Genomic DNA, 24352 nt, shown 5'->3' with positions numbered 1-24352 from the left:
GTAGCAGGTGTCCAGGAGACCGGGAACACCCGCTGATGCGGAACGTGAACGTGATCGAAGGAAGGACGAGCATGCAACTGGCCGATCTCGACGAGCCGTTGGCTCTGCTGGCCACGATGCTGGCCGATGCCGAGCGTGGCCACGGCCGGACCGCCCTGGTGGAAGGCGGTGCGGCCCTGGGCAAGAGCGCGCTGCTCGACGCCTTCGCCGATCAGGCCACCGGGCAGGGCGCCCTGGTGCTGGTGGCGTCGGCCACCGAGTCGGAGAACCACATTCCGCTGGGCGTCATGAGCCAGTTACTGGAGGAGGCACCGCTTGTCGCCGAGGAACGCCGCAGAACCGATGCGCTGTTCTCGTCCGCGGCGGACCACGGCCCCGAACCCTCCGCGCCGGTGTCCGTGCAGGCTCTGCGGAGCCTGTACTCGGTGCTGCTGACTCTGGCGGAGAAGCAGCCGCTCGTCATCGTCGTCGACGACGCCCATCATGCCGACCCGCCGAGCCTGGCATGCCTGTCCTATCTGACACGGCGTATCCGCACGGCCCGTGTCATGGCCTGCTTCAGCCACTCGGAGCAGGCCGCACACCGGCACACGGCGTTCCGGCTGGATCTGCTGCGCCGACCGGGCAACTGCACCCTTCGGATCCTCCCGCTCACCCGCGCCGGTGTAACGAAGGCGGTCGCGGCGCGGTTGGGCGGCGAGACCGCCCACCGGATCGCCGCCGGCTGCCTGGCCGTCACCGGCGGTAACCCACACCTCCTCGAAGGCCTGCTCGCCGACCAGCCGGCCACCGCCGCGTCCTTCGACGCGGCGGTGGCGGACGGATACGGGAAGGCCGTGGTCTCCCTTCTGCACAGGAGTGGTTCGCGGACGCTGTCGGTGGCCCAGGGGCTGGCCGTGCTCCGTTCAGCCGATGGCGTGGACCGATTGCTGGGCCTCGACGGTGACAGCGTCGCCGAGGCACTGGACGACCTGACCGTGACCGGACTCCTCAGCGCCGGGGAATTCCGCCATCCGGCGGCCAGGGCCGCCGTTCTCAAGGACATCGGCCCTCGCCGACGAGGTGAACTGCACGCCGCGGCAGCGGAGCTCACCTATCTGAGCGGAGCGCCCGCAGTCGTCGTCGCCGAGCACCTGACACTCGCACGCAGTGCTGACGCGCCCTGGATGGTTCCGGTGCTGGAGCAGGGCGCGGCGCAGGCCGTGGCGGAGGGCAGCGTCGAGCGCGCGGTGGACTACCTCAAGCTGGCCTGCACGACCTGTTCCGACGAACGGCGGATCGCCCAGCTGCGAACCTCGTTGGTCAGGGCAGAGTGGCGGATCGATCCCAGGGTGGCCGCGCCGCACCTCGGCAGCCTCCTCGCCGCGCATCGGGAAGGTCTCCTGCGGCCCGACGACGCCGTGGTGTTGATCAAGGCATTGCTGTGGCATGGAAAGTTCGACGACGCCCGGGACGTGCTCGTGGCGCTTGGAGCCTCTCCTGCGCTCCAGGGCCCGGGGCTCGCGGCTCAGGTGCAGGCCATCCGGCTCTGGCTGCGCTGCACGTACACACCTCTGCTCGAACACGTACCGAAGCCCGCCCCGGAGGCAGGCGGCAGGGCTCTTGAGCCTCCGGCAGCGGCCCACCGGATCGAGGCCGTCGGTGCCCTGGAGGCCGTACTGAGCGGGGAACCGGCCGAACGAGTGCTGACGCAGACCGAACGTGTACTGCGCAGGACGCGGATGGACGAGACAGACATGGACAGCATGGAGTCGGCACTGCTCGCACTTGTCTACGGGGAACACCCTGACCGCGCGGAACTCTGGTGCGAGACGCTGGTGGAAGAGGCCGTGGCACGCCATTCACCCAGCCGGGAGGCCCGGTTGCGGAGCATCTGGACCGAGATCAGTTTCCGGCAGGGTGATCTCGCCGAAGCGGAGCGGCAGGCGCGGCTGGCCCTGAACATCATCCCGGCGGGCGGCTGGGGAGCCCGCGTCGGAACGATGCTGGCCGGTCTGGTGACGGGACTGACAGCCATGGGCAGCTACGAGGATGCCGGACGACAACTCGCCGTCCCCGTACCGGACATCATGTGGCAGAGCCGCTACGGCCTGCAGTACCTCCAGGCCAGAGGCCGTCACCATCTCGCCATGGGCAATCCGGACGCCGCGCTGAGCGACTTCCGCTCTTGTGGCGACCACATCGTCCAATGGGGCCTGGACGCACCCGGGTTCATCGCCTGGCGCAACGACTGCGCCGAGGCCTTGGTGGATACGGGAGACTTGGACGCCGCGCGGAAACTCCTGCAGGAGCAACTGTCCCGTTGCGGAACCACGGCGCAACGGACACATGGCGTGGCGATGCGGATCCTCTCGTCGACCTTGCCCGTGCAGCGGCGCCCCGAGGCACTTCACCGCTCTGTGGAACTGCTGGAAGGCTCCGGCGACAGGTACGAACTGGCCCGTACGCTGACCGATCTCACCAGGACCCACCGTGATCTGGGGGAGTTGCGTCTGGCCCGGCTGATCGGCCGTCGTGCGTGGGATCTCGCCCAGCGGTGCCAGGCGCGCCCGTTGGCCTCCGTGCTGGGGGCCGCCCTGGGGCAGCACGTCTGGGGGCTGGAGGCCGATCCGGCACCGGCCGGGTCCGAGACCGTGATCAGCAGGGCGGAGCAGCGGGTCATCGAACTGGCCGCACGTGGTTACACCAACAGGGAGATCGGGAGACGGCTGTACGTCACAGTGAGCACGGTGGAACAGCATCTGACCAATGTCTACCGCAGACTCAAGGTCACGCGCGCCGAACTGCCCTCGGTACTGGCGGACCTGGCGGGCTGACCGCGTGCACCGGCCCCCGGAACACGCGCGAACAGGCAAGGGAACTCACGGTGTCGAGGTGTCCCGGGTCGGCGGTAGGGCGTAGAGGTGGCGGCGCAGGGTGTGGAGCAGTACGCCGAAGGCGTCCCGTGCCAGATCGTCCGCAGCCCCGGAGCGCTCCCAGACCAGGCGCACCTTCAGGTCCTCACCATGTGAGGCGGCCATGGCGACCGGCGCCGCGTACCGCAGTGGTACGGCGAGGTGGGTCTCGCGGCCGGTCACCCCGGCCAGCCGCAGGCCCGGTCGACGGCCGAGGTCCTCGAAGGTGAGGATGCCGTGCAACGTTCCGGACCAGTTCCCTCCGGCGAGCCGCACGGCGCGCACCACCTCGTCGTAGGGGGTGCCGGCCCGGTCCAGGTCGTCCCACCAGGCGGCTGCGGTGTCCTCGATGCGCGCGGGCCCGGTCGCGGCGGGGTGGACCAGGGTGTTGATGAAACAACCCATGATGTCCGGCGCGCTCGTGGGACGGCCGCCCCACGGGTAGCCGAGAGCGGGTGTCTGTCCGGCACCGGAGCAGACGCGCAAGGCGGTGGACCCGGCGTCGAGCAGGGCCGGGAAGAGAATGTGGCGGTGCTTCGGAGGGACGGCGGGCAGCCGGTGGACGAGCATGCCTTTCTCCGGTTCCTCGTCGTCCGTGGGGCACGGTGGTGGTTCGGCCGGTTCCCGGAGACCGCTCAGGTCGCTCAACCGTGCTCCCCAGTAGGCCAGAGACGCCTCGGCGGACGCCGCGTGCTCGGCCCTGAGCTGGTGGTGCACCGCCTCCCGGTAGGCGGCGCCGTCGTCGGCCTCGGGCCACGGCCCGTCGCCGTCTTGGGCGGCGTCGTAGGCGCGGGAGATCCCTGCGACGACGGCACCGAGTGACTGTTCGTCACAGGCCAGATGGTCGAGTACGACGGCCAGCAGCTCCTGTTCCTCGTCGGGGCCGCACGCCAGCAGCAGGCGCAGGGCCGGACCGTACGCCGGCGCGGCGCCGAGTTCCGCGCGCAGGGCGTCCTGCGCGGTCCCGGCCGGCACCGGCACGCGCCGGACCTCGACAGCGGGCTCGCCGGTCCGGAGCACGGGAATGCCTTTGACGAGGCGGGCCCGGCCGCACAACACCGTGTGCCGTCGAGCGAAGCCGACAGCGGCGCGTCGCAGTCTCGGCAGATCCACGGTGCCCCGCGGGAGGTGGAAGAACAGCGGCGCGAGATCCGGGCGGCGCAGCGGATCGAGAGCGCGCGCGAGCAGGAACCGGCGTTGCGCCCCGGTGAGCGGATAGATGCCGGCGGGGTCGGCCGTCGTCGCCACGACGCTCCGGTACCGCGTCAGGTAGCTCTCGGTGATGCTGACGCTCACGTGGAACGGGCCTTTCCGTGATCGGGATCTCCGGTCACGGGACCGGCCACGTCGGCCGGCCCCGTCGTTCGCTTGCGCAGCGGGGAGGACAGCACCAGCAGCGGCAGGCAGAGGAAACCGGCCGCGCAGACCCACAGCGCCGCCCTCGGCCCCCACCCGGACGCGAGCGCTCCGCCGGCCAGGGCACCCAGCGGCATGACGCCGAGCGCCAGGAAGCGCATGGTGGCGTTCATACGCCCCAGCAGCTCGGTGGGGCAGACCAGCTGCCGGAAGGTGAGCTGCGCGACGTTGTACGTGACCGCGCCGGACCAGACGACGGCGAGTCCTGTCGCGAACGTGTACGGGGCCGACGGACCGGCGGACAGTGGCCACAGGAGCGCGAACGGGGAAGTCACCGTCACCGACAGCAGGATCAGCCGCACCTGGCCGACGCGCCGGGCCATGCGCCCCGCGAGCAGCGCGCCGGCGAGCCCGCCGACGGCCGAGGCGGAGAGGACCAGTCCGATCTCCAGCGGTGACAGGGCGAGATCCCTGGTCCAGAAGGCCGTCTGCACGGAGAAGAGGAAGGCGGTGAAGAGGTTGGACGTGCCGGTGGTGACCGCTATCGCCCGAAGCTCGGGATGCCCGAGGACGAAGCCGACTCCCTTGAGGATGTCCTTGCCGAACGTACGGTCCGCGGTCGGCGCGGGCGCGGCCTCGCGGAAGCGGATGCCCAGGAGCAGCACGGCTGAGACGAGGTAGCTGATCGCGTCCGCGACAAGGGCCAGGGGCGCCCCCATCGCCTGGACGAGTCCACCGCCGATCCCAGGTCCCACGACCTCCGCGGAGGACTGCACCGTCGCCACCGCCCCGTTGCCGGCGATCAGCCGGTCGCGGGGCAGCAGGCCGGGCAGGAACGACTGGCTCGCGATGTCGGAGAGGACCGTCGCGGCGCCGGTGACCGCGGCGGCCAGGTACAGGTGCGCCAGCGTCAGCCGGTCCATGCAGGCGGCCACCGGCAAGGAGCCGATGACCGCGAAGCGCAGCAGGTCGGCCTGGACGAGTACCGGCAGCCTGCGCACCTTGTCCACCCACGCGCCGGCCGGCAGACCGGCGATCAGCATGGCGGCGGTCTCCACCACCGTCAGCAGTCCGAGATCGAACGCCGAGGCGTCCAGTTGCAGTGCGGCAGCCAGCGGCAGGGCGAGGAGTGTGACCTGGCTTCCGGTCTTGCTCGCGGCGTAGCCGAGCAGGAAGAGCCGGAAGTCACGATGACCCGTGAGGGGCGCATGCCGCGGGCGCCGCCGGGTGTTCACGGTCAGCACCGGCACTCCGCGAGGGAGAGGGGGCGTAGCCGCACCCCGTGCCGGTCCGTGCGGTCGCGCGGCTTGCTCAGCGCGGGCCGGCGCGGTTCGTCGCCCGGCTCGGTGGCGAGTTCCGCCACAAACGGGGAACGCGTGCGACGGAAGAGGTGGCCGACCCGGGGCAGTTCAGGTGCGCCGGGCAGGAGCGTGGCCGGCCTGATCCGGTGCTCGGTACCGCCGATGCCGCGTTCACCTGTGTCGGGCATCTCGGCCCGATCGGGCATCCGGCACGTGGGGATCCGCATCATCGCGTTGCCGAGCGGCTCGCGACCAGTGTGGCTATGCCGCGGAGATCGGGCTGCCGGAGCAGTTCGTGGGCCCGCAGCCGTACCTCGTACCGCTGTTCCAACGCGGCGATCAGTCGGGCTCCGCCCAGTGAATTGCCGCCGGACTCGACGAAGTTGTCGTGCAGACCGACGCCGGAGTCGCCGAGGATGTCCCGGCACAGGCGCAGCACGTCACCCTCGATCGGGGTGCGGTCCTCGCTCACCTCGGCAGGCCGTTGCGCGGAGCGTGCGCCGTACCGGGCCAGCAGAGCGTCCCTGTCGATCTTGCCGTTGGGGTTCAGCGGAAACCGGTCGACCGGGTGGAAGGCCACCGGGCAGGATTGCTCGGGCAGCCAGGCACGCACGTGGCCGCGCAGTTCTGAGGGGGTCGGGGGCTCGGCACCCGCGGTGGTCTCCAGGAAGGCCACCAGCACGGCGTCGTCGGCGTCCCGGTGCACGGCCACGACCGCGCGGCGGACTCCGGGCCGGCGTTCCAGCACCCGCTCGACCTCGGCGAGTTCGGTTCGTACGCCGCCCACCTTGACCTGGCCGTCGAGGCGTCCCAGGAAGTCCAGCACTCCGTCCGGCCGCATCACCACCTGGTCGCCCGTGCGGTACACGCGGCCGGTGTCCGGGGCGGTGACGAACCGTCGGCCGGTCAGCTCCGGGTCGAAGTACCCCAGGGCCAGGCAGTGTCCTCCGATGCGGAGTTCACCGGGCAGGCCCCGGGGCACGGGGCGGCCTGTCCCGTCGGTGACGAGGACTGTGGCGCCCGGCAGCGGGAGACCGATGGCCGGGTCTCCCCCGCTGTCCGCCTCCGCCGGTGCGAGCGGGTACGCGGTGGTCACGACGGTGGCCTCGGCCGGACCGTAGGCGTTGTACACCCGCGCGGTCACGTCCGGTCCGGGCCTGCGGCGCAGGCGGTCTCCGCCGATGCCGAGGTGGCGCAGGACGAGTCCGGCCGGCCACGGCCGGTCGAGGACGGGCTCGGCCAGTGGTGTGGGCAGGAAGCCGACGGTGACGCCGGCATCGCGCCACCAGTCGGTGAGCGTGCCGGTGTCCCAGCGGACCTCTCTCGGGCTCACGCTCAGCGCGGCGCCGGCAGTGAGCGTCGCCCACATCTCCATCAGGTGGGCGTCAAAGGCGACGTTCATCAGGAAGCTGTGGCGGTCGTCCGGTCCCAGGTCCGTCAGTTCGCGGTACCAGTGGACGAGGGAGCCGAGCGACGCCTTCCCCACCGCGACCGCCTTCGGCTCACCGGTCGAACCGGAGGTGAGCACCGCGTAGTAGGTGCCCACCGGTGTCGCGAAGGCATCGGCGGCGGGGGCGTGGACGGACGCGACAACGCTGGTGCCCGGGAGGGGCAGGCGCAGGCGCTGCGCCGACCGGTGTTCGACAGGCAGGTGTTCGGGAGCGGCGACGATGCAGCGCAGGCGCAGGCTACGGGCTGCCGTGCGGATCCGCTGCTCACCGGCGTCGGGTCCGAAGGGCAGGTATACGGCGCCCAGCCGTGCGACTGCCAGCGCGACGGCGACCAGCTCCACCGAGCGGTCCAGGCACACGCCCACGAGGTCGCCCGGGCGGACCCGGTCGGCCAGGACGCGCGCTGTCTCGTCGGCCAGGAGGTCGAGTTCGGCGTAGGTCGAGCAGTGTTCGCCGTCGATCACCGCGGGGGCGTCCGGGGTGCGCAGTGCCCAGTCGCGGAAGAGTTCGTGCACCCGGTCCTCGCGCGGTGCGTCGGCGGCGAGAACACTGGGCTCGGCGGGGGAGGTTGTGGTCATGTCGTCTCCTGACGGTGTCGCCGGTCAGTACAGGCCCAAGGACTTGGCGACGATCACCTTCTGGACCTCGGAGGTCCCCTCGATGATCGTCATCATGCGGACATGGCGGTAAAGGAACTCCAGCGGGTGGCCCCGTACCCAGCCTGTCGCTCCGTGGATCTGGAGCGAGCGGTCCACGACCCGCAGGGCGGTCTGGGAGGCGGTCAGCTTGGCGAGGGCCGCGTTCTGCGGCGCTTCCATGCCGCTGTCGAGCAACCGGGCCGAGGCGAGTGTGAGCAGTTTCGAGCTCTCGACCTCGGCGTGGCTGCTCACCAGATGTTCCTGGATGTGCTGGTATCCGCCGATCCGTTCGCCGAACGCCGTCCGCTCGCGGGCGTACTCCAGGCCCAGCCGCAGGGCGTGTTCGGCGATGCCGTTGCACTGGGCGGCCACAATCAACCGGCCCCGTGAGAGGCTGTCGATCGCGAGTGCCGTGGCCGCTCCGATGCCGTGCTCCCCACCGATCACCGCCTCCGGGCCGATGCGGACGTTGTCCAGCAGCAGTTCGAACATGGGCTCGCCGGACATCCCCTCGTAGCGCTGCCCGATGCGTAGCCCCGGCCGGTCCATGGGGACGACGAAAGCGGTGGAACCCGTGGCCCGGCCGTCCCCGAGGTCCGTGGCGGTGACGACCAGGGCGATGTCGGCCCGGTCGGCGTTGCTGACGAAGGTCTTCCTGCCGTTGAGGACCCAGCCGTCCGCGTCCCGGGTCGCCACCGCGGCCAGCCGGAAGGCGTCCGATCCGGCCTGTGGTTCGGTCAACGCGAAGCAGCGGACGAGCTCGCCGCGGACCAGCGGCACGAGGTAGCGCGCGATCTGTTCGTCTGTGCCGTGTCGCAGCAGCGGGCTGGGACCGTCGGAACCGCCCAGCGCGTAGGGGGCCAGCGAGCAGCCACTGCGGCCCGCGGCATGATGCAGTTCGACCACGGCGGTCAACGGCATGTCCGAGCCGCCGAGTTCCTCCGGGTACTCGCCGGCGTAGAACCCGAGCGCGGCGGAGCGCTTGCGTACATACGTGCGGAGGTCGGCGGGCGGGATGTCGCGCGTCTCCGGCAGGTCGTTCGCCAGGGGCGCCAGTTCGCGCCGGATGAAGGTCTCGAACGAGCGCACCAGATCCAGGTGGTCGCGTTCGAGGACGCTGGAGGGAGCGGCGTCGCTCGCCGCGACGGTCACGGCTGCCCTGCCCGCGCGGCTGGGGCGAGGTCCAGGACGCGCGCCTGGTCGGCCAGCACGGGGTGCTGGAAGAACGTGCGCAGCGGGGGTCGGCTGTCCAGGTGGAGTTCCAGCCGGGCGGCGAGCTGAGCGGCCAGCAGTGAGTGGCCGCCGACCTCGAAGAAGTGCGAGTCCGCCGAGAAGCGCCGGTGACCCAGCACTTCCTGCCAGGCACGGGCCAGTAGTGCCTGTCCGGGGTCGGAGAAGTCGGCGGCGCTGTGCGCCTGTCGGGTCTCGGTCGATTCCCGCTCCGCCACGACGACCGCGAGCGCGGCCCGGTCCGGCTTGCCGGCGTTCCCGACCGGGATCTCGGTCAGCGCGAACCATTTGCTGGGGAGCAGGGCGCTGGGCAGGGTCCGGGTGAGCGCGGCGGTCAGCTCGTTGTGGTCGGGCTGCCTCGTGCTCTGGACGAACCCGATCAGGCGTGGACCGTGTTCTCCGCCAGGGTCGAGGATCACCGAGCAGGGCCGGCCGTCGAGTACGGCGGCCGCGGCTGCCTCTATCTCTTCCAGTTCAATGCGATGGCCCCGCAGTTTGACCTGATTGTCCTGGCGGCCGAGGAAGAAGAGCCTGCCGTCGAGATCGCGGTAGCCGCGGTCGCCGGTGAGATAGACCCGCTGCCCGTCGAGTACGGCCGGGCGCACGAACCGTGCCCCGGTCGTGTCGGCCGCGCCGAGGTAGCCGTCGGCCAGCGTCTCTCCGGCGATGGCGAGTTGGCCGACCGCACCGACGGGCAGGGGCATGAGCGCGTCGTCCAGCACATGCACCTGTACGCCGGGCAACTCGGTGCCGAGCGGGATGTCGCCCTCGGCTGCGAGGTCCCGCTCGGTGATGTCGTGGACTGTGGAGGTGATGGTGGCCTCGGTGACCCCGTAGGCGTTGAGCACGGCGGCCTCGGTGTCGTCGAGGATGCCGCTCAGGATCCTGGCGGGCAGTCGCTCGCCGCCGAGCACGATCAGCCGCGGCGACCAGCGGCCGTCTCGCAAGGCCTCGCGCAGCGGTTCCCGGGCGGCGAGGAAGTAGTTGGTGGGCAGGTTGGCGACCGTGACGCCGCGCAGGGCCAGGACCGCGACGAGTTCGGGACCGGTGGGGATCTCACGCTGCGGGACCACCAGGGCGGCCCCGGCCGCCAGGGCGGGGAGCACCTCTTCGAGCGCGACGTCGAAGGAGGGCTGGGCGAACAGCAGCACCTTGTCGCGCGAGTTCAGCCGGTAGCGGCGAGTGATCGTGTCGACGTAGCTGTGCAGGGCGGGGCGGCCGACCACGACGGCCTTGGGCACGCCGGTCGACCCCGAGGTGTGGATGAGGTAGGCGGCGTCCTTCAGGGGCTCGGCGGGTGCTGCCGCCGGAAAGCGGGGCCCGTCCAGGAGTGCGGCGGTGCGGTCGGCGGGCAGGGCGAGGGAGCTTTCCCGGGTGGCGAGCACCAGGGCGGGGCTCAGCCGGTCCAGCAGCGAGCCGAGCCGGTGGGCGGGATCCCGGGGCGAGAGAGGTGCGTACACCGCTCCGGAGCGCAGACAGGCCAGCAGCGCGACGATGCTGTCGACGCCGCGGGGCAGGACTGCGGCGACGGGTTGGCCGCCGGTGACGCCGGCGTCGTGCAGGCGGGTCACGAGTGCCGACACCCGCTGGTCGAGTTCGCCGTGGGTCAGGGTGCCGTCGCTGGTGATCAGCGCCGGCGACGCGGGGTCGTGGGCGGTGAGCGGGTCAAGCGCATCCGTCTCCCGCGGTGCGGCGAGCGGCGCCGGGGCCGACGGGATGGCGAGACTGTGCAGCGCGCCGGTGGGCCGGGCCAGGTAGGCTCCGAGGAGGTCCAGGTACCGGTCCATCAGCAGATCGATGGCCGCGCCGGGGAACAGGTCGGCGTCGTAGTCCCAGATCAGGGTCATTCCCGCCGGGCCGTTTCGGGCTCCGACGACCCTGCGGGCGTCGGGCAGCAGCACCACGTCCAGATCGAAGCGGGTGGTTCCCGTGTTGAACCCTTCGAACAGCGACACGTCCAGGCCGGGGATGTCGAGTTGCGGCAGTGGCGCATCGTGCGCGCTGAACATGACGTTGAACAGGGGGTTGTCCGCGCCGCTGGTGTGGAGGCCCAGAACCCTGGTCAGCTCCTGTACGGGGACGTGCTGGTGGGGGAGGGCCCGCAGCAGTGTGTCGGTGACCTCGTCCACGGCCGTGACACCGTCCGCCCCGGCCGGCGGGCTCACCCTCAGGGGGATGGTGTTCACGAACATGCCGATGGTCCGTTCAAAACCCGGCGGCCGGTTGCCGACGGCGGTGCCGATCACCATGTCGCGCTGTCCGCTGTGCCGGCGCAGCAGTTCACCGAAGAGGGTGAGGAGCGTGCTGAACGGGGTGTGGCCGCTGCTGCGGCAGTGGTTGCGCAGCCGCTCGGCGGACTCCCCGTCGATGAACTGTCGCACCTGCCGACCCCGGTGCCGGCGTTGCGCGCCGGGTTTGGTGAGCCCGGGCAGAGCGGTGTTCAGGGCAACACCCCGGAGTTCTTCGAGCCAGTGTTCCAGGCTGCTTCGCTCGGCGTCGTCGCCCGTGTCGGAGGCCGTGCGGACGAATTCCTCGTAGGACCGGGTGGGAGCCGGTTCGTGGGAGAGCCCGCGCAACTGGGCCGCATAAGCGGTGAAAAGGTCGTGCAGCAGAATCGCGAACGACTTGCCGTCGTGGGTCAGGTGATGTTCTACCTGGACGAGGCGGTGGAACCGTTCGCCCATGCCGACCAGGTGCCAGCGCAGCATCGGCGCCTGTTCGGTGTCGATGGGCTCCTCCGCTTCCTGGCGCAGAAGACGCTGGAACGCTTCTTCGGGATCGGCTTCGCCGGACAGGTCGGAGGTGCGCAGCCTTGGTTCCGCTCCCTCCCGGACGCGTTGGCCGGGAGGGGAGCCGACCTGCGGCACCAACTCCAGCCGCAGTCCCGGATGATGGGCCATGACCTGGGTGAGGGCTGCCTTCAGAGCGCCGACGTCGAGCGTGCCGCGCAGGTCGAGGACGGCCGTGAAGTTGTAGCTGCGGCTGCCGGGAAGCAGTTGTTCGTGCAGCCACACGATTTCCTGGGAGGGGGAGAGACTGAACACAAGAACACTCCTGGTGAGGGCATCTCGTCAGAATGTGCCGAGTCACAATGCTTGCGATCGAAGGGTCTTACCTGAATCCGGCCGACTCCCGCGCCGGATACCGGATCAGGCGCCCCCATTCGCTGTCGAGATTCGCGGTCGAGAAAATGGGACGGAGCAGCATGTGCGGGGTTCGGCGTCGGCCGGAAGCGGCGGGCACCGGCCTTCTCAGGCGGCGAACGGCTCCGGCAGCCGACGCCGGTCGACCTTGCCGTTCGAGGTCAGAGGCAGCCTCCCGAGCACCCGCCAGACACCTGGGATCATGTGCGCGGGGAGCTGCTCCCCCAGCCAGGAGCGCACCTCGGCCAGCGCCTGGTCCGCGTCCGGCGTCCGGGAGGGGGCCAGCACCGGGTAGGCGATGAGAACGCGGCTTTCCGGGCTGTCGCCGTGCGCCGTCACCGTCACGTCCCTCACCGCGGGGTGGCGCCGCACCGTGGCCTCGATCTCGCCGAGTTCGACGCGGAAGCCACGGACCTTGACCTGTCGGTCGATCCGGCCGAGGTACCGGATCGTGCCGTCGAGCAGGCGCACACACCGGTCGCCGGTGACGTACAGCCGCTCACCGGCTGCGCCGTAGGGGTGAGGGAGGAACCGCTCGGCGGTGAGGCCCGGGCGGTTCAGATAGCCGCGGGCCAGCCCGGCCCCGCCGATGAACAGCTGGCCGGGTTCCCCTGCGGGGAGGGGTTGCAGCGCGTCGTCCAGGACATGGAGATCGGTGCCGCCCACGGCCTTGCCGATGGGCACCGACTCCTGTGCCCGCCAGGGCGGGACGACGGTATGCGTGGCGGCGAAGACGGTCGCCTCGGTGGGGCCGTAGCCGTTGACGAACCGTATGCCCGGATGGGCGTCCAGCAGCTTGCGCACGTGCTCCGCCGACGGAGCCTCCCCACCCGCGAGGAGCTGACGCACACCGGTCAGGAGTTCGACCCCCTCGTCGACGACGGTGTGGAAGAGTCCGGCGGTGAGCCACATCGTCGTGACGCCGTGGTCGGCGACGACCCTGCCCAGGGCGCGCAGGGAGGCGGTGGCGCCCGGGGCGAGCACGAGACAGCCGCCGTTGAGCAGCGCCCCCCACATCTCGAACATCGAGACGTCGAAGCAGACGGACGTCAGCAGGGGGATCACCTCGCCCGGCCCCAGCCGGATCCAGTCCGGGTCCTGGACGAGCCGCACCACGCCGCCGTGAGGGACCATGACCCCTTTGGGCCGTCCGCTCGACCCGGAGGTGTGCACGACGTACGCCAGGTGGTCGGACCGGACGGGGACGTCCAGGTTGCCGTCGTGCCCGGTCGTGGACGGCTCGGACGCGTCGTCCAGGAGGACGGTGCGGGCGCCGTGGCCTGCCGCCCGCGCCGCCAGATCGCCGCGCGTGATCACCACCGTCGCCTCGGTGTCCGCCAGGACCGCCGCCAGCCGGGCGGGCGGATGCCCGATGTCCAGGGGCACGTAGCAGCCGCCGGCCTTCAGTACCGCCAGGGCGGCGAGCACGTAGTCGAACGACGGCTCCAGCAGCAGCGCGACGCGCTGTTCGCCGCCCACACCGAGGGCGTGCAGCCGGTGGGCCAGGCGGTTGGCCCGCCGGTTGGCCTCCGCGTAGGTGATCCGGGTGTCGGCCGACTCCAGTGCGGTGGCCCGTGGGAACCGCTCCGCCCGCGCCTCGAAGCGGCGGTGGATCACGGCCCGCGGCCCGCGCTCGGCCGTCACTCCTGCCCCCGGTCGAAGCGGGGCGAGTGCGAGTATTCGCTCACCACGCTCTGCACGGCGACCTCGAACTCGGCGAGGGTCGGATAGCGGAAGACCGCGGTCATGGGCAGTTCGATGCCGAAGGTCTCGCTCACCTCGGCGGCTATCCGCATGGCCAGCAGTGAGTGACCGCCCAGCCGGAGAAAGTCGTCGTTCGGACCGATGTCCACGAGACCCAGCGCTTCGGCCCAGATGGCCTGGAGAACAGGGTCGACGGTGTCGCCCGAAGCAAGATTCTGCTCTGAAATTTGAGTCACGCGACCAGGCTAGCAATGGCACTTTTATCTATTGTATAGAAAAGGTGGATACCGAATTCCTTGACACCCGGCGAGCGCCCGTCGGATGCTGTCCATAATCACACGACAACGGGAGGCGGCGTGCCAGAATTGCACGCGAACACCGAGCTCTCATTCGCCCAGCAGAAACTGTGGTTCCTCGACCGGTTGCATCCGGGCGACTCCGCTTACAATTTCGATGTGGTGCTGCGGCTTTTTGGTGAGGTCCACGCGGAAGCACTGAGAAGCGCCGTGCAACGCATCGTGGAACGCCATGACACCCTCCGGACGACTTTTGTCGCAAACGCGGAAGGGGTCCCTCTGCAGCATGTATCAGAAATCTCCTTCATTCCCCTGGAATTCATCGACCTGACGTCGGTTCCTGCCGGTGAGCGCCAGACCTTCGCTCAGGCGAGTGTGACGGAATGGGCGGCGCTTCCCTTCGACCTGGAGAAGGGGCCGCTGCTGCGGCTGCGACTGGTGCGCATCACAGCGGAAGAACATCTGCTGTGCTTCTGTTTCCACCACGCGGTCTTCGACGGATGGTCGACCGACGTACTGTTCCGGGAACTGGAGCACTATTACGAGCCGAGGAATCCGGGAGAGACGGGAGAGACGGGAGAGACGGGAGAGACGGGAGAGACGGGAGAGGCGGTCACCGGGTTGTCCGGGCCCGCCGTGCGGTACACCGACCACGCCCGTCGGCAGCGCCTTCGGCTCGCGGACGGGCGGCTCGACCGGCACCTCGACTGGTGGCGCGAGCGCCTCGACGGCGCGCCCGTCTCCCTCTGTCTGCCGCACCGCGAGGCCGGGGAGGACAGCGCGACGGAGCGGGGCGCGCAGGTGGTGTTGGCGTTGCCGCGGACGACCACGGCGGCGGTCTCGGCGCTCGCCCGGAGCATGTCGGCCACCCCGTTCCTCGTACTGCTCGCCGGCTACGCCCTGGTGCTCGCCCGGCACACGGGGATGAGCAGTCTGCTGGTCGGCACCCAGGTCGCCGGTCGGCCGCGCCACGACCTGCACGATCTGATCGGCTTGTTCGTCGATACGGTGCCCATCCGGGTGGACGTCGGCCAGGCACACAGCTTCACCGAGCTGGTCGCCCAGGTCCGCGAGTCCGCCTGGGACGCCTTCGCCCACGACCAGGTGCCCTTCGAGGCGATCGTCGAGGCCGTCCGCCCGGCCCGCGAGGTGGGGAGCACCCCACTGGTCCAGACGGTCTTCGCCGCCCCGGCGGCGCCCCCGGCCCCGCCCGTGCTCACCGGGCTGGTGGCGGAACCGGTCACCCTGACACCGACGACCGCCAAGTTCGCCCTCGGCATGGCGGTCGACCCCGGCGCCGACGAGGGACACCAGATCTCCCTGACCTACGACCCGCGGACCGTCGACCCCGACTGGGCGCGCCGGCTCGCCGAGCGGTACCGCGACGCGCTGGCCACACTGACGGCCGCGCCCGGTGCGGCACTGGCCGGGACACTCCCCGACCGGACGGCACCCGACGCGGCCCTCCCGCCGGCCTCGGCCGTACCGCGCACGTCCGACGCCGTACCCCCGACAGCTACGACCGATTCCCCGGCACCTCACGCCGTCCCCCCGACGCCGCGACTGGAACTGGAAGACGTGCTCCTCGGACTGTGGCGGGACGTGCTCAAGAACGACCGCGTCACCGTCCGAGACAACTTCTTCGATGTCGGCGGCCAGTCCCTGGCACTCGCCGCCGTCCACGCACGGCTGGAACGACGGCTCGACCGGGACCTGCCGATGGTCGCGTTCTACGAGCACCCGACCATCACCGCACTCAGCGCGCACCTGTCCGGAACCGGGCAGTCCGGATCCCCCTCCCCCGTGCCACGGGCGGGCCAGGACCGTGTGGCGCGCGCCCGGACCATCCAGCGGCGCCGGGAAGCGCGTACGGCGGCCCGCTCGGCCCACGACACCTCGCCCGAGTAACGAGCAAGGAGATTCCCCATGTTGTTGTCGAGCCACCGCTGCGACCGGTGGTACGGCCTGGTGGCACCGTCCGTCACGGGACCAGGGCCTGCTTGTGCCGCTCGCCCCCCACGCGTATGCGGTCGTGGCAGGTCCGGAAATCGGCACGGAGTCGCGCGGCGACGCAAGGGGCGCCGGGGCCGGAACCCTTGACGGGCAGGCTCGGGACGGCCTCGGCGAGCTTCCCGGCCGGCGCGGTCCGCGTCCACGCGGCCTCCGCCGCGGTCAGGGCCGGTGCTGGTGCCGTGACCGGAAAGGCCCAGCGGGGCCGGTCTGCGCCCCGTTCGGTGCGGCGCCACACAGGCCCGCGTCCGGGGCGGCCGATCTCCCTGAGCCGTCGGGCGGCTGCCCCGGGACAAGCCCCACCCGGAACCCCCACCCGGAACCCCCGCACGACCCCACCCCACCCCACCCCACCGATGGCCTGAGCGACCCACCAGGAAAGGCAGGGAACGACCATGCCCTTCGAGACCTCCGAAGAGTTCGTCGTCGTACGCAACAACGAGGGCCAGTACTCGATCTGGCCCGCCGGCACACCGCTGCCGCCGGGCTGGGTGGGGGAGCCGAAGCAGGGGGCCCGGGAGGACTGCCTGGAGTACATCGAGGCTGTCTGGACCGATATGCGCCCCCGGCGCCTGCGGCAGGCGACCGGCCGGTCCGCCGGCTGATCACCCGCGTCCCTTTCCCCCACCCCTGGCAGAAGGGCCATCATGAGCTTCACGGACGACCTCGGCGACGGCAGCGCCGCAGTCGCGGTCATTGGCATGGCCGGACGTTATCCCGGCACCGCGGACACCGCGGAGTTCTGGGAGCACCTCCTGACGGGCCGTGACCTGATCACCCGTTTCCCCGAGGCCGGTGACGGTCGGGCCGTACCCGCCTACGGCATCGTTCCCGAAGCGGAATGGTTCGACGCCGCCTTCTTCGGCTACTCCCCCGCCGAAGCGCTGCTGCTGGACCCGCAGCAGCGTGTCTTCCTCGAATGCTGCGCGGAGGCCCTGGAACGCGGTGGCTGCGTACCGGCCGGGCAGCCGGGCCCGATCGGCGTGTACGCGGGATCCGGCGCCTCCTCCTACGTGGAGCAGTTGCGGGCCGATCCGGCCGTGGCGGGGGTCGTCCCCGACTGGCACCTCCAACTCGCCACCGGCGTCGACTTCCTCACCACCAGGGCCGCCTACAAGCTCGGGCTCACCGGCCCCGCCGTCACCGTGCAGACCGCCTGCTCGACCTCCCTGGTCGCCGTGCACCTCGCCGTCCAGGCGCTGCTGGCCGGCGACTGCTCTCTCGCACTGGCCGGAGGCATCAGCCTGCGCACGCCACACCCCGTGGTGATCCCACCGGAGGACGGCATCTTCTCCCCCGACGGTTACTGCCGTCCGTTCGACGCCGATGCCCGGGGCACGGTGGCCGCGGACGGCGCGGGTGTGGTGCTGCTCAAGCGGCTGTCCGACGCGCTGACCGACGGTGATCACGTCCACGCCGTCATCCGGGGCTCGGCCGTCAACAACGACGGCATCGACAAGGTCGGGTTCACCGCGCCGAGCGTGGCAGGGCAGACCACCGCCATCCGCACGGCCTACGCGGTGGCCGGCGTGGACATGGGCACCGTGGGATACGTGGAGACCCACGGCACCGGGACCCCCATGGGCGACCCGATCGAGATCAGCGCGCTCACCAACGCGTTCCGTGCCGACACCGACCGCGTGGGGTTCTGTCGGATCGGGTCCGTCAAGTCGAACATCGGGCACACCGACACCGCCTCCGGGGTCATCGGCCTGATCAAGACGGTCCTTGCCGTGGAACACGGCATCATCCCGGCCAGCCTGCACTTCACGACACCCAACAAGGAGATCGACCTCGCCTCCGGGCCGTTCGTGCTGAACGACAGGCCGACGCCCTGGCCGCGGACGGACACTCCGCGCCGGGCGGGTGTCAACTCCCTGGGCATCGGCGGCACCAACGCGCACGTGGTCGTGGAGCAGCCCCCGCCGCCCGCCGCCCCGCCCGCCCGGGCCGGTGAGGCGCTGCCCCAGCTGCTGGTCCTCTCCGCGCCCAGCTCGCAAGGGCTGGCCGCCTCCGCCGAGCGTCTGGCTGACCATCTCGCGCAACGCCCGGAGGTCCCCCTCGCGGATGTGGCGTGGACCCTGCAGAGCGCCCGAACCGCGCACGGCCACCGGCTGCACGTGGTCGGCGAGGAGCCCGCCGGCGCGGCTCGACTGCTGCGCAGGGCGGCCGGCCGAGGCCCGCGGCGCACCGCCCCGTCCGAGGTGACGTTCCTTTTCCCCGGGCAGGGTGGCCAGCATCCCGGCATGGGCAGAGAGCTCTACGCGTGGTCCGCCGCCTTCCGGGAACGGGTCGACATCTGCACCGCCGTCCTCGGCGCGGAACTCGGTACGGCCGTGCGCACCGCCCTGCTCACCGACGTGGACGACCCCCGGCGGCTGGAAACCGTCCGCGAGCAGCTGGAGACGATGGAACTGGCCCAGCCGGTGCTGTTCACCCTGGAGTACTCGCTGGCCGGGCTGTGGCAGTCCCTCGGGATCTCCCCCACCCGGGTGCTCGGTCACAGCCTCGGGGCCTACACCGCAGCGTGCACCGCGGGCGTCCTCACCGTGGACGACGCACTGGCGCTGGTGGTCGAACGAGGCAGACTGCTCGGCGGTCTGCCCGCCGGAGCCATGCTCGCGGTCGCCCTCTCCCCCGCCGAACTCGGCCCCCTCCTGACGGACGGGCTGTCCATCGCGGCGGTCAACGGCGCTTCCCAGTGCGTGGTGTCCGGCCCCGCCGAGGCGACGGAAGCCTTCCGCGAGGAACTCGCGGGGCGCGACGTCGACACACGTCGGCTACGTATCTCCAGCGCGGCCCACTCCGGTCTGGTCGAGGCGGTGCTCGAGGAGTTCGACGCCCGGGTACGGGCCGTGCGCGTGTACGACCCCGCCGTGCCGTGGATCTCGGACAGCCACGGCCGGCCCGTGACGGCGGACGAGGTGCGCGACCCGGGGTACTGGACCGGGCACCTGCGGCACACGGTCCGCTTCGACCAGGCGCTGGAGACGGCTCTCAAGGAGCCCGGTGTGCTGCTGGAGGTAGGGCCCGGGCACACCCTGGCCACCCTCACCCGCCGCCATCGCAGTGCGTCGGACGACCATCGAGTGCTGTCGAGCCTGCCGCACGCCGTCGAGGGGACCTCGGCGCACACCGCGGTCCTGGACACCGCAGGTGAACTCTGGCGGCACGGCTTCGACCTGGCGTGGGAGCGGATGCACCCGTCGGCACGGTGCCGGACGGCCCTGCCCACCTATCCGTTCCAGCGTCGGCGCTACGCCCCCGGCCCGGCCGTACCCGAATCCCTGGCGCAGGTGGCCGCCCTCCGGGACGCCGAGCCGCCGGCCGCGCTCCTGGACCAGGATGCCGACCCGGCCCCGGTCGGTGTTCCCGGCCACGAGCGTGACGGGTCAGCCCGACTGGCGAAGGCGTTCTGCGACGTGCTGGGACTGGACGGGATCGGGCCCGACGACGACTTCTTCGAAGCCGGCGGCGACTCGCTGATCGCCACCCGCCTGGCGTCGCTGGTCCAACGGGAGTTCGGCGTGAAGGTCACCGTGCGCACGATCCTTCTGGCCCCCAGCGTCTCGCGTCTGCTGCCCCATCTCCTGCCCGAAGAGTGAGTGAAGGAAGTCATTCGATGTCCGACCGAGCATCGCGCTGGCTGCTGCGCAGAAAACCCGGTGCCGAGGCCGCTGTGCGGCTGTACTGCTTCCCGCACAGCGGCGCCTCCCCCAGCGAGTACATGAGGTGGGTCGACCATCTGCCCGGTATCGAGGTGCTGGGCGTCCAGGGCCCCGGCCGGGGCGCGCGTATCGACGAACCGCCGTACGACGACATGGGCACGCTGGTCGACGCGATCCTGGACGAGGTGGTTTTCGAGGCACCGTTCGTGTTCTTCGGGCACAGCCTGGGCGCCCTCACGGCGTACGAGGCGGCCCGGGCCCTGCGCGACCGCGGGCGCCCGCAGCCGGAGGTGCTCTTCGCGTCGGCCATGGGAGCCCCCCACCTCCAGCCGCACACCCCGCCCACCCATCACCTGGACGACGTCCGGCTGCTGCGTACCGTCGAGGCGTTCGGCCCTCTGCCCACCGAGGTCCTGGACGATCCCGAGTTGCGGGAGATCATCGTGCGGCTGCTGCGCGCCGACGCCCGGATCCTCGACACCTACCAGCACGCGCCGGGTCTCCCCCTGAACCTTCCGGTGGTCGCGCTGGGCGGCGCGTCGGACACCGAGACCGAGTTCCTCAGGGGCTGGACCGAACACACCACGTACCCGCTGAGCACCCATGTGCTGCCCGGCGACCACTTTTATCTGAGGGGACAGCGTGAAGAACTTCTCGGCATCATCCGCGACACCGTCCGCCGACGTCTCGACGCCCCGCGTGAGCCTGAGCAATGAGCTTTTTCTCGGCACGGTGCGCTGGGATCTGCTCGCCGCCTTCCCACAGCAGGAGGAGGGCGACCGGCGCGTCGGAGGCGAGGCGGTCGCCGAGTTCACCCGATTCCTCCACGAGCGCGTGGACCCGACCGGGACCGACCTCTCGCGCGAACTGCCGAAGGGGGTGGTGGAGGAACTGCGGGCCCGAGGCTGCCTGCGCTTGATGGTCGCGAGCGAGGACGGCGGACGGGGGCTGTCCCCCTACAACACCTTCAGGCTGATCGAGACGGCCGCGAGCTGGTCACTGCCGGTCGCGAACGTCATGGGCATCGGGAACGGGTTCGGAGCCGGCGCGTATCTCCGGATGCCGTTGGACGGTCCGCTGCGCGAGGTGCTGCGCGACCACGTCGCGGCCGGCAATGTCTCCGGCCGGGCCGACACCGAGCCGGCCGGGGCGGGCAACAGCCGTCAGACGACAGTGGCGACGCCGCTGGCAAGCGGCGGCGGGTACAGGTTGAACGGCGAGAAGGTGTTCATCGGCAACGCGGTGATCGCGGACCTCCTCGACGTCACCGCGACCCTGCACACGGTCGAGGGACCGCGGAGTGTGTCGTTCTTCGTGGACACCACGACGCCGGGCCTGGAGGTCGTCGGACAGCAGGACTTCATGGGCCTGAGGGGCGCCCCCATCGGCCATGTGCGGCTCACGGACGTCGAGGTGCCCGCCTCCCGGATGCTCGGCGGCGCGGAACTGGGACGCCTCGCCCGCGAGGTGAAGGAGTTCATCTATCTGGCCCGGACCCTGAGCGTGGTACCGCCGTCCCTGGCCATCGCGCGCCTGTGTCTGGAGTGGTCACGCGAGTTCACCGGCCGACGGACCATAGACGGCCGTCCGCTCGGGGCGTTTCCCGAGATCCAGCGGATCATCGCGCTGTCGATGGCCGACACCTACGCCGCCGAGAGCCTGGTCCGCTGGACCCTGCTGAGTCAGGACACCGATCCGCTGCACGAGCACGCGATGCTGAAGAACGTCGCCTCCGAGACCTGCTGGCGGGTCCTGGAGCGGACGATGGGGCTGCTCGGCGGCGAGGGCTACGAGACAGCCGACAGCAAGGCCCGGCGGGGCGCCCGGCCCCTGCCGCTGGAACGTTTCCACCGGGACGCCCGGGGCCTGCGGATCTCCGGTGGTGTCGACTACTTGGTGGACCTCCTCGCCGGGCAGCTCCGCCTCACCGACTGCTATTACGCCCGCACCTACCGGCAGGCCCCTGCGGGGAACGCCGCCGAGGCCGGGCAGCGCCTCGCGGCGATCCTCGGCGGCGTGAACGCCGGGCACGTCGAGTACGTCACCGCGCAGGCGGCGGCACTGGCCTGGGCGTGCCAGACGCTGACCGACCGTCACCCGGACCAAGCGGACGGTTTCCAGCAGCAGCACACCGTACTCACTCTGCACCGCATCGCCGCCGAACTGCTCACCATGAGCACCGCTCTCGCCCGCTCGGCCGCCGAGGACACCACGGGCGCCTCCGGTACCCGGGAACTGGTGGACATCCACTGCGCCGCGGCCAGGCACCGTCTGACCGGGTTCTGGGAAGAACTCGACGACGGCTACGACGAGCAGTACGCCGATGTGGCCGGGCGCTGGCTGGCCGGGCGAGGGCACGAGGAACTGCTCGGGGACGTCATCACCACCGTTCCCCGTACCGGGCGGGGGGCCCACCGCCGGCAAGGAGTCTCGCTGTGATCGATCCGGATGTCACCCTCAGTACACGTGACGAGGCCTCCTCCCACCTCCTCGACCCCACCGGCACGGCACTCCGTCCGACCCGCCGGCGGCACACGACCGTTCCACCGGCCGAGCGGTGGCTCGCCTTCGAGGTGCCCGCCGAGGAAGTCGGCGCGCTGGAGAAGACGGCGGCCGCGTCGGGGGCGACCCTGCACGCGGCCCTGCACGCGGTCTACGTCGCGCAGCTGGCTCGCTGGTCGGGCCGGTCGGAGTTCACCGTCCGGACACCCGACGGGCCGGTGACGGCCCGTGTGTCGCGGACCGAGTCCTTCCGGAGTCTGCTGAGGGAGACCCGGAGTTCACTGGAGACGACCCCGGCCAGGCCGCCCGTCGCCGGGCAGACGGAGGGACCCGAACCGGCGGAGGTGGTCCTCGCCCGGGGCGGTACGCCCTTCGGGGCCACGGAACACGACCTCGCCCTCACCTACGTGCCACGCGACGACGGCAGCCTCGGCTTCCGCGTGCGTTACGCGGAGGCCGCGTTCGAGAAGTCGACCATGCGGGGCCTGGCCCGGCGCTACCGCCTGCTGCTGCGCCACGTCTGCGAACTCCCGGACGCGATGCTGGAGGAACTGCCCCTCCAGGAGGAGCGGGACGGCGCCCACCTCGCCGACCTGGGTGTGGGAGCACCGCTGAGGACGCGCCCGGCGACCGTGCTGGAACGCTTTGCCGCGACGGTTCGGGAGCGGCCCCGGGCCGTGGCCGTCGTCGACAGGGGCACGGCCCTGTCCTATGCGGAGCTGAACCTGCGGGCGGAGTTCCTGGCCCGGCGGCTGGTCTCGGCCGGAGCGGGTCCCGAGTCGGTGGTCGCCGTCTGCCTGCCCCGCTCGGCCGACCTGGTGGTGGCGATTCTCGGCGTACTGCGCGCCGGCGCGGCCTATCTCCCCCTGGACCCGGCTTACCCCGTGGACCGGCTGGCGTACATGGTGGGCGACAGCGATGCCGGAATCCTGGTGACCGGCCAGGGCGTCCTGCCGGACGGTGTCCGCGGCGAGGACGTCGAGGTCGTGCACCTGCACGGGGACGAGGGTGCTCAGGACCTGGCGGCGCCCACGTCCCCCTGCGGCCCGGTGGACCCGGGGCAGTGCGCCTACGTCATCTACACCTCCGGCTCCACCGGACGCCCCAAGGGAGTACAGGTCTCGCATGCCTCCCTGGCCGCGCTGCTGGCGGGGCTGGAGGAGTCGGGCACGATCCGCGCGGGAACCGGTCGCGTGGGGTGGAACGCGAGTCCGTCGTTCGACGCTTCGGTGCAGCAGTGGATCCGCGTCGTGCGGGGGGACACCCTTGTCCTGTTCGACGACGCCGTACGGCTGGATCCGAAGCGGCTGGCCACGGCGGTGGCCGAGGAGCGGCTGACCGACTTCGACATCACCCCTTCGCACCTGGAATACGTCCTGCCGCGGCTCGGCCCCCTGCTCGGCACCGGCAGCGGGCTGCGCCTGTGGGTGGGCGGCGAGCCCCTTTCGCCCACGCTCCAGCGGCACCTCGGGGGGCTGGCGGACCGGTTGGACGCCGTCAACGTGTACGGGACCACCGAAACCACCGTCGACACCACCGTGGTGGTGGTACGGGGCGACGAGCCGACTCACCTCGGAGCCCCGCTGCCCGGCCAGACCGTCCGGGTGCTGGACGACCGGCTGCGCCCCGTCCCGGCCGGACGCACCGGCGACCTGTACGTCTGCGGCTCCGGCGTCGCCCGGGGATATCTGGGGCGGCCCGGCCTCACGGCGGCCGTCTTCCTGCCCGACCCGTGGGCCGGTGACGGCTCACGGATGTACCGCACGGGGGATCGCGCCCGCTGGACGGCCGACGGCCGCCTGGAGTTCCACGGCCGCGCCGACCGTCAGGTGAAGATCCGCGGCTACCGGGTCGAGCTGGGGGAGATCGAGGCCGTGCTGGCCGAGCACCCGCAGGTACTGGAGTGCGCGGTCCTCCGCCGCCTGCGAGGCGACGGCTCTCTGCTCGACGCCTACCTGCGGATGACGGAGGCGGGTTCGGTCGAGCAGGTGAGGGAGCGGGCCGAACGACTTCTGCCGCACTGGATGCGGCCCGCGACCTACACCCTGCTGTCCGTCTTTCCCCGGACGGTGGGGGGCAAGCTCGACCGGCCGGCTCTGGCCGACCGGGGTCCGCGGCCCGCATCCCGGACAGCGGCATGACCGAACATCGGCGTCACG

15 protein-coding genes are annotated in these 24352 nt (G+C 71.3%); 7 read left to right on the top strand and 8 right to left on the bottom strand.

Annotated features, from left to right (window positions below):
* Window positions 1-71 precede the first annotated feature (71 nt).
* Complete coding sequence (locus F9278_RS34600) at window positions 72-2816, top strand: AAA family ATPase (protein WP_193241762.1); 2745 nt, start codon at window positions 72-74, stop codon at window positions 2814-2816.
* Between the two features lie 45 nt (window positions 2817-2861).
* On the opposite strand, the gene F9278_RS34595 is transcribed toward F9278_RS34600, so the two are convergent.
* The 8 genes from F9278_RS34595 to F9278_RS46440 all read right to left on the bottom strand — a co-directional run bounded on the left by F9278_RS34595 (window position 2862) and on the right by F9278_RS46440 (window position 13953).
* Entirely contained in the window at window positions 2862-4190 is a 1329-nt protein-coding gene (locus F9278_RS34595; RefSeq protein ID WP_152171817.1) for a condensation domain-containing protein, read from the bottom strand.
* Entirely contained in the window at window positions 4187-5494 is a 1308-nt protein-coding gene (locus F9278_RS34590; RefSeq protein ID WP_226967081.1) for an MFS transporter, read from the bottom strand. Before F9278_RS34590 ends, F9278_RS34595 begins: the two co-directional genes overlap by 4 nt.
* On the bottom strand, window positions 5488-5739 hold the full coding sequence (locus tag F9278_RS34585; protein WP_152171816.1) for a hypothetical protein: 252 nt from the start codon (window positions 5737-5739) through the stop codon (window positions 5488-5490). Before F9278_RS34585 ends, F9278_RS34590 begins: the two co-directional genes overlap by 7 nt.
* Window positions 5740-5777: 38 nt before the next feature.
* On the bottom strand, window positions 5778-7580 hold the full coding sequence (locus tag F9278_RS34580; protein WP_152171815.1) for a non-ribosomal peptide synthetase: 1803 nt from the start codon (window positions 7578-7580) through the stop codon (window positions 5778-5780).
* 24 nt (window positions 7581-7604) lie between these two features.
* A complete protein-coding gene (locus F9278_RS34575; protein WP_152171814.1) occupies window positions 7605-8792 on the bottom strand; it encodes an acyl-CoA dehydrogenase family protein in 1188 nt (395 codons plus the stop codon).
* The gene (locus F9278_RS34570; protein ID WP_152171813.1) at window positions 8789-11914 is read right to left on the bottom strand and encodes a non-ribosomal peptide synthetase; all 3126 of its coding nucleotides are present in this window, start codon (window positions 11912-11914) and stop codon (window positions 8789-8791) included. The genes F9278_RS34575 and F9278_RS34570 overlap by 4 nt, the downstream gene beginning before the upstream one ends.
* A 207-nt stretch (window positions 11915-12121) precedes the next feature.
* The gene (locus F9278_RS34565; RefSeq protein WP_193241761.1) at window positions 12122-13657 is read right to left on the bottom strand and encodes an amino acid adenylation domain-containing protein; all 1536 of its coding nucleotides are present in this window, start codon (window positions 13655-13657) and stop codon (window positions 12122-12124) included.
* Window positions 13654-13953, bottom strand: coding sequence for an acyl carrier protein (locus tag F9278_RS46440; protein WP_193241760.1), 300 nt, complete (start codon window positions 13951-13953; stop codon window positions 13654-13656). Before F9278_RS46440 ends, F9278_RS34565 begins: the two co-directional genes overlap by 4 nt.
* Before the next feature lie 120 nt (window positions 13954-14073).
* On the opposite strand from F9278_RS46440, the gene F9278_RS34555 reads away from it, so the two are divergent.
* The 6 genes from F9278_RS34555 to F9278_RS34530 all read left to right on the top strand — a co-directional run bounded on the left by F9278_RS34555 (window position 14074) and on the right by F9278_RS34530 (window position 24334).
* Window positions 14074-15921 carry a condensation domain-containing protein gene (locus F9278_RS34555; RefSeq protein WP_193241759.1) on the top strand — a complete coding sequence of 616 codons (1848 nt, stop codon included), beginning with the start codon at window positions 14074-14076 and terminating at the stop codon, window positions 15919-15921.
* Between the two features lie 497 nt (window positions 15922-16418).
* On the top strand, window positions 16419-16628 hold the full coding sequence (locus F9278_RS34550; protein ID WP_152171809.1) for an MbtH family protein: 210 nt from the start codon (window positions 16419-16421) through the stop codon (window positions 16626-16628).
* A gap of 42 nt (window positions 16629-16670) precedes the next feature.
* On the top strand, window positions 16671-19628 hold the full coding sequence (locus F9278_RS34545; RefSeq protein WP_152171808.1) for a type I polyketide synthase: 2958 nt from the start codon (window positions 16671-16673) through the stop codon (window positions 19626-19628).
* A 17-nt stretch (window positions 19629-19645) separates the two neighbouring features.
* The gene (locus tag F9278_RS34540; RefSeq protein ID WP_152171807.1) at window positions 19646-20407 is read left to right on the top strand and encodes a thioesterase II family protein; all 762 of its coding nucleotides are present in this window, start codon (window positions 19646-19648) and stop codon (window positions 20405-20407) included.
* Window positions 20391-22130 (top strand): acyl-CoA dehydrogenase family protein, encoded by a 1740-nt coding sequence (locus F9278_RS34535; RefSeq protein WP_193241758.1) that lies wholly within the window; start codon window positions 20391-20393, stop codon window positions 22128-22130. The genes F9278_RS34540 and F9278_RS34535 overlap by 17 nt, the downstream gene beginning before the upstream one ends.
* Window positions 22127-24334 (top strand): amino acid adenylation domain-containing protein, encoded by a 2208-nt coding sequence (locus tag F9278_RS34530; protein ID WP_152171805.1) that lies wholly within the window; start codon window positions 22127-22129, stop codon window positions 24332-24334. The genes F9278_RS34535 and F9278_RS34530 overlap by 4 nt, the downstream gene beginning before the upstream one ends.
* The last annotated feature ends 18 nt before the right edge of the window (window positions 24335-24352 follow it).

The organism is Streptomyces phaeolivaceus (genome assembly GCF_009184865.1).
In the GTDB taxonomy this organism is placed as follows: domain Bacteria; phylum Actinomycetota; class Actinomycetes; order Streptomycetales; family Streptomycetaceae; genus Streptomyces; species Streptomyces phaeolivaceus.
The sequence above is the reverse complement of the archived record's forward strand: the minus strand, read 5'-3'. Positions and strand labels throughout refer to the sequence as shown.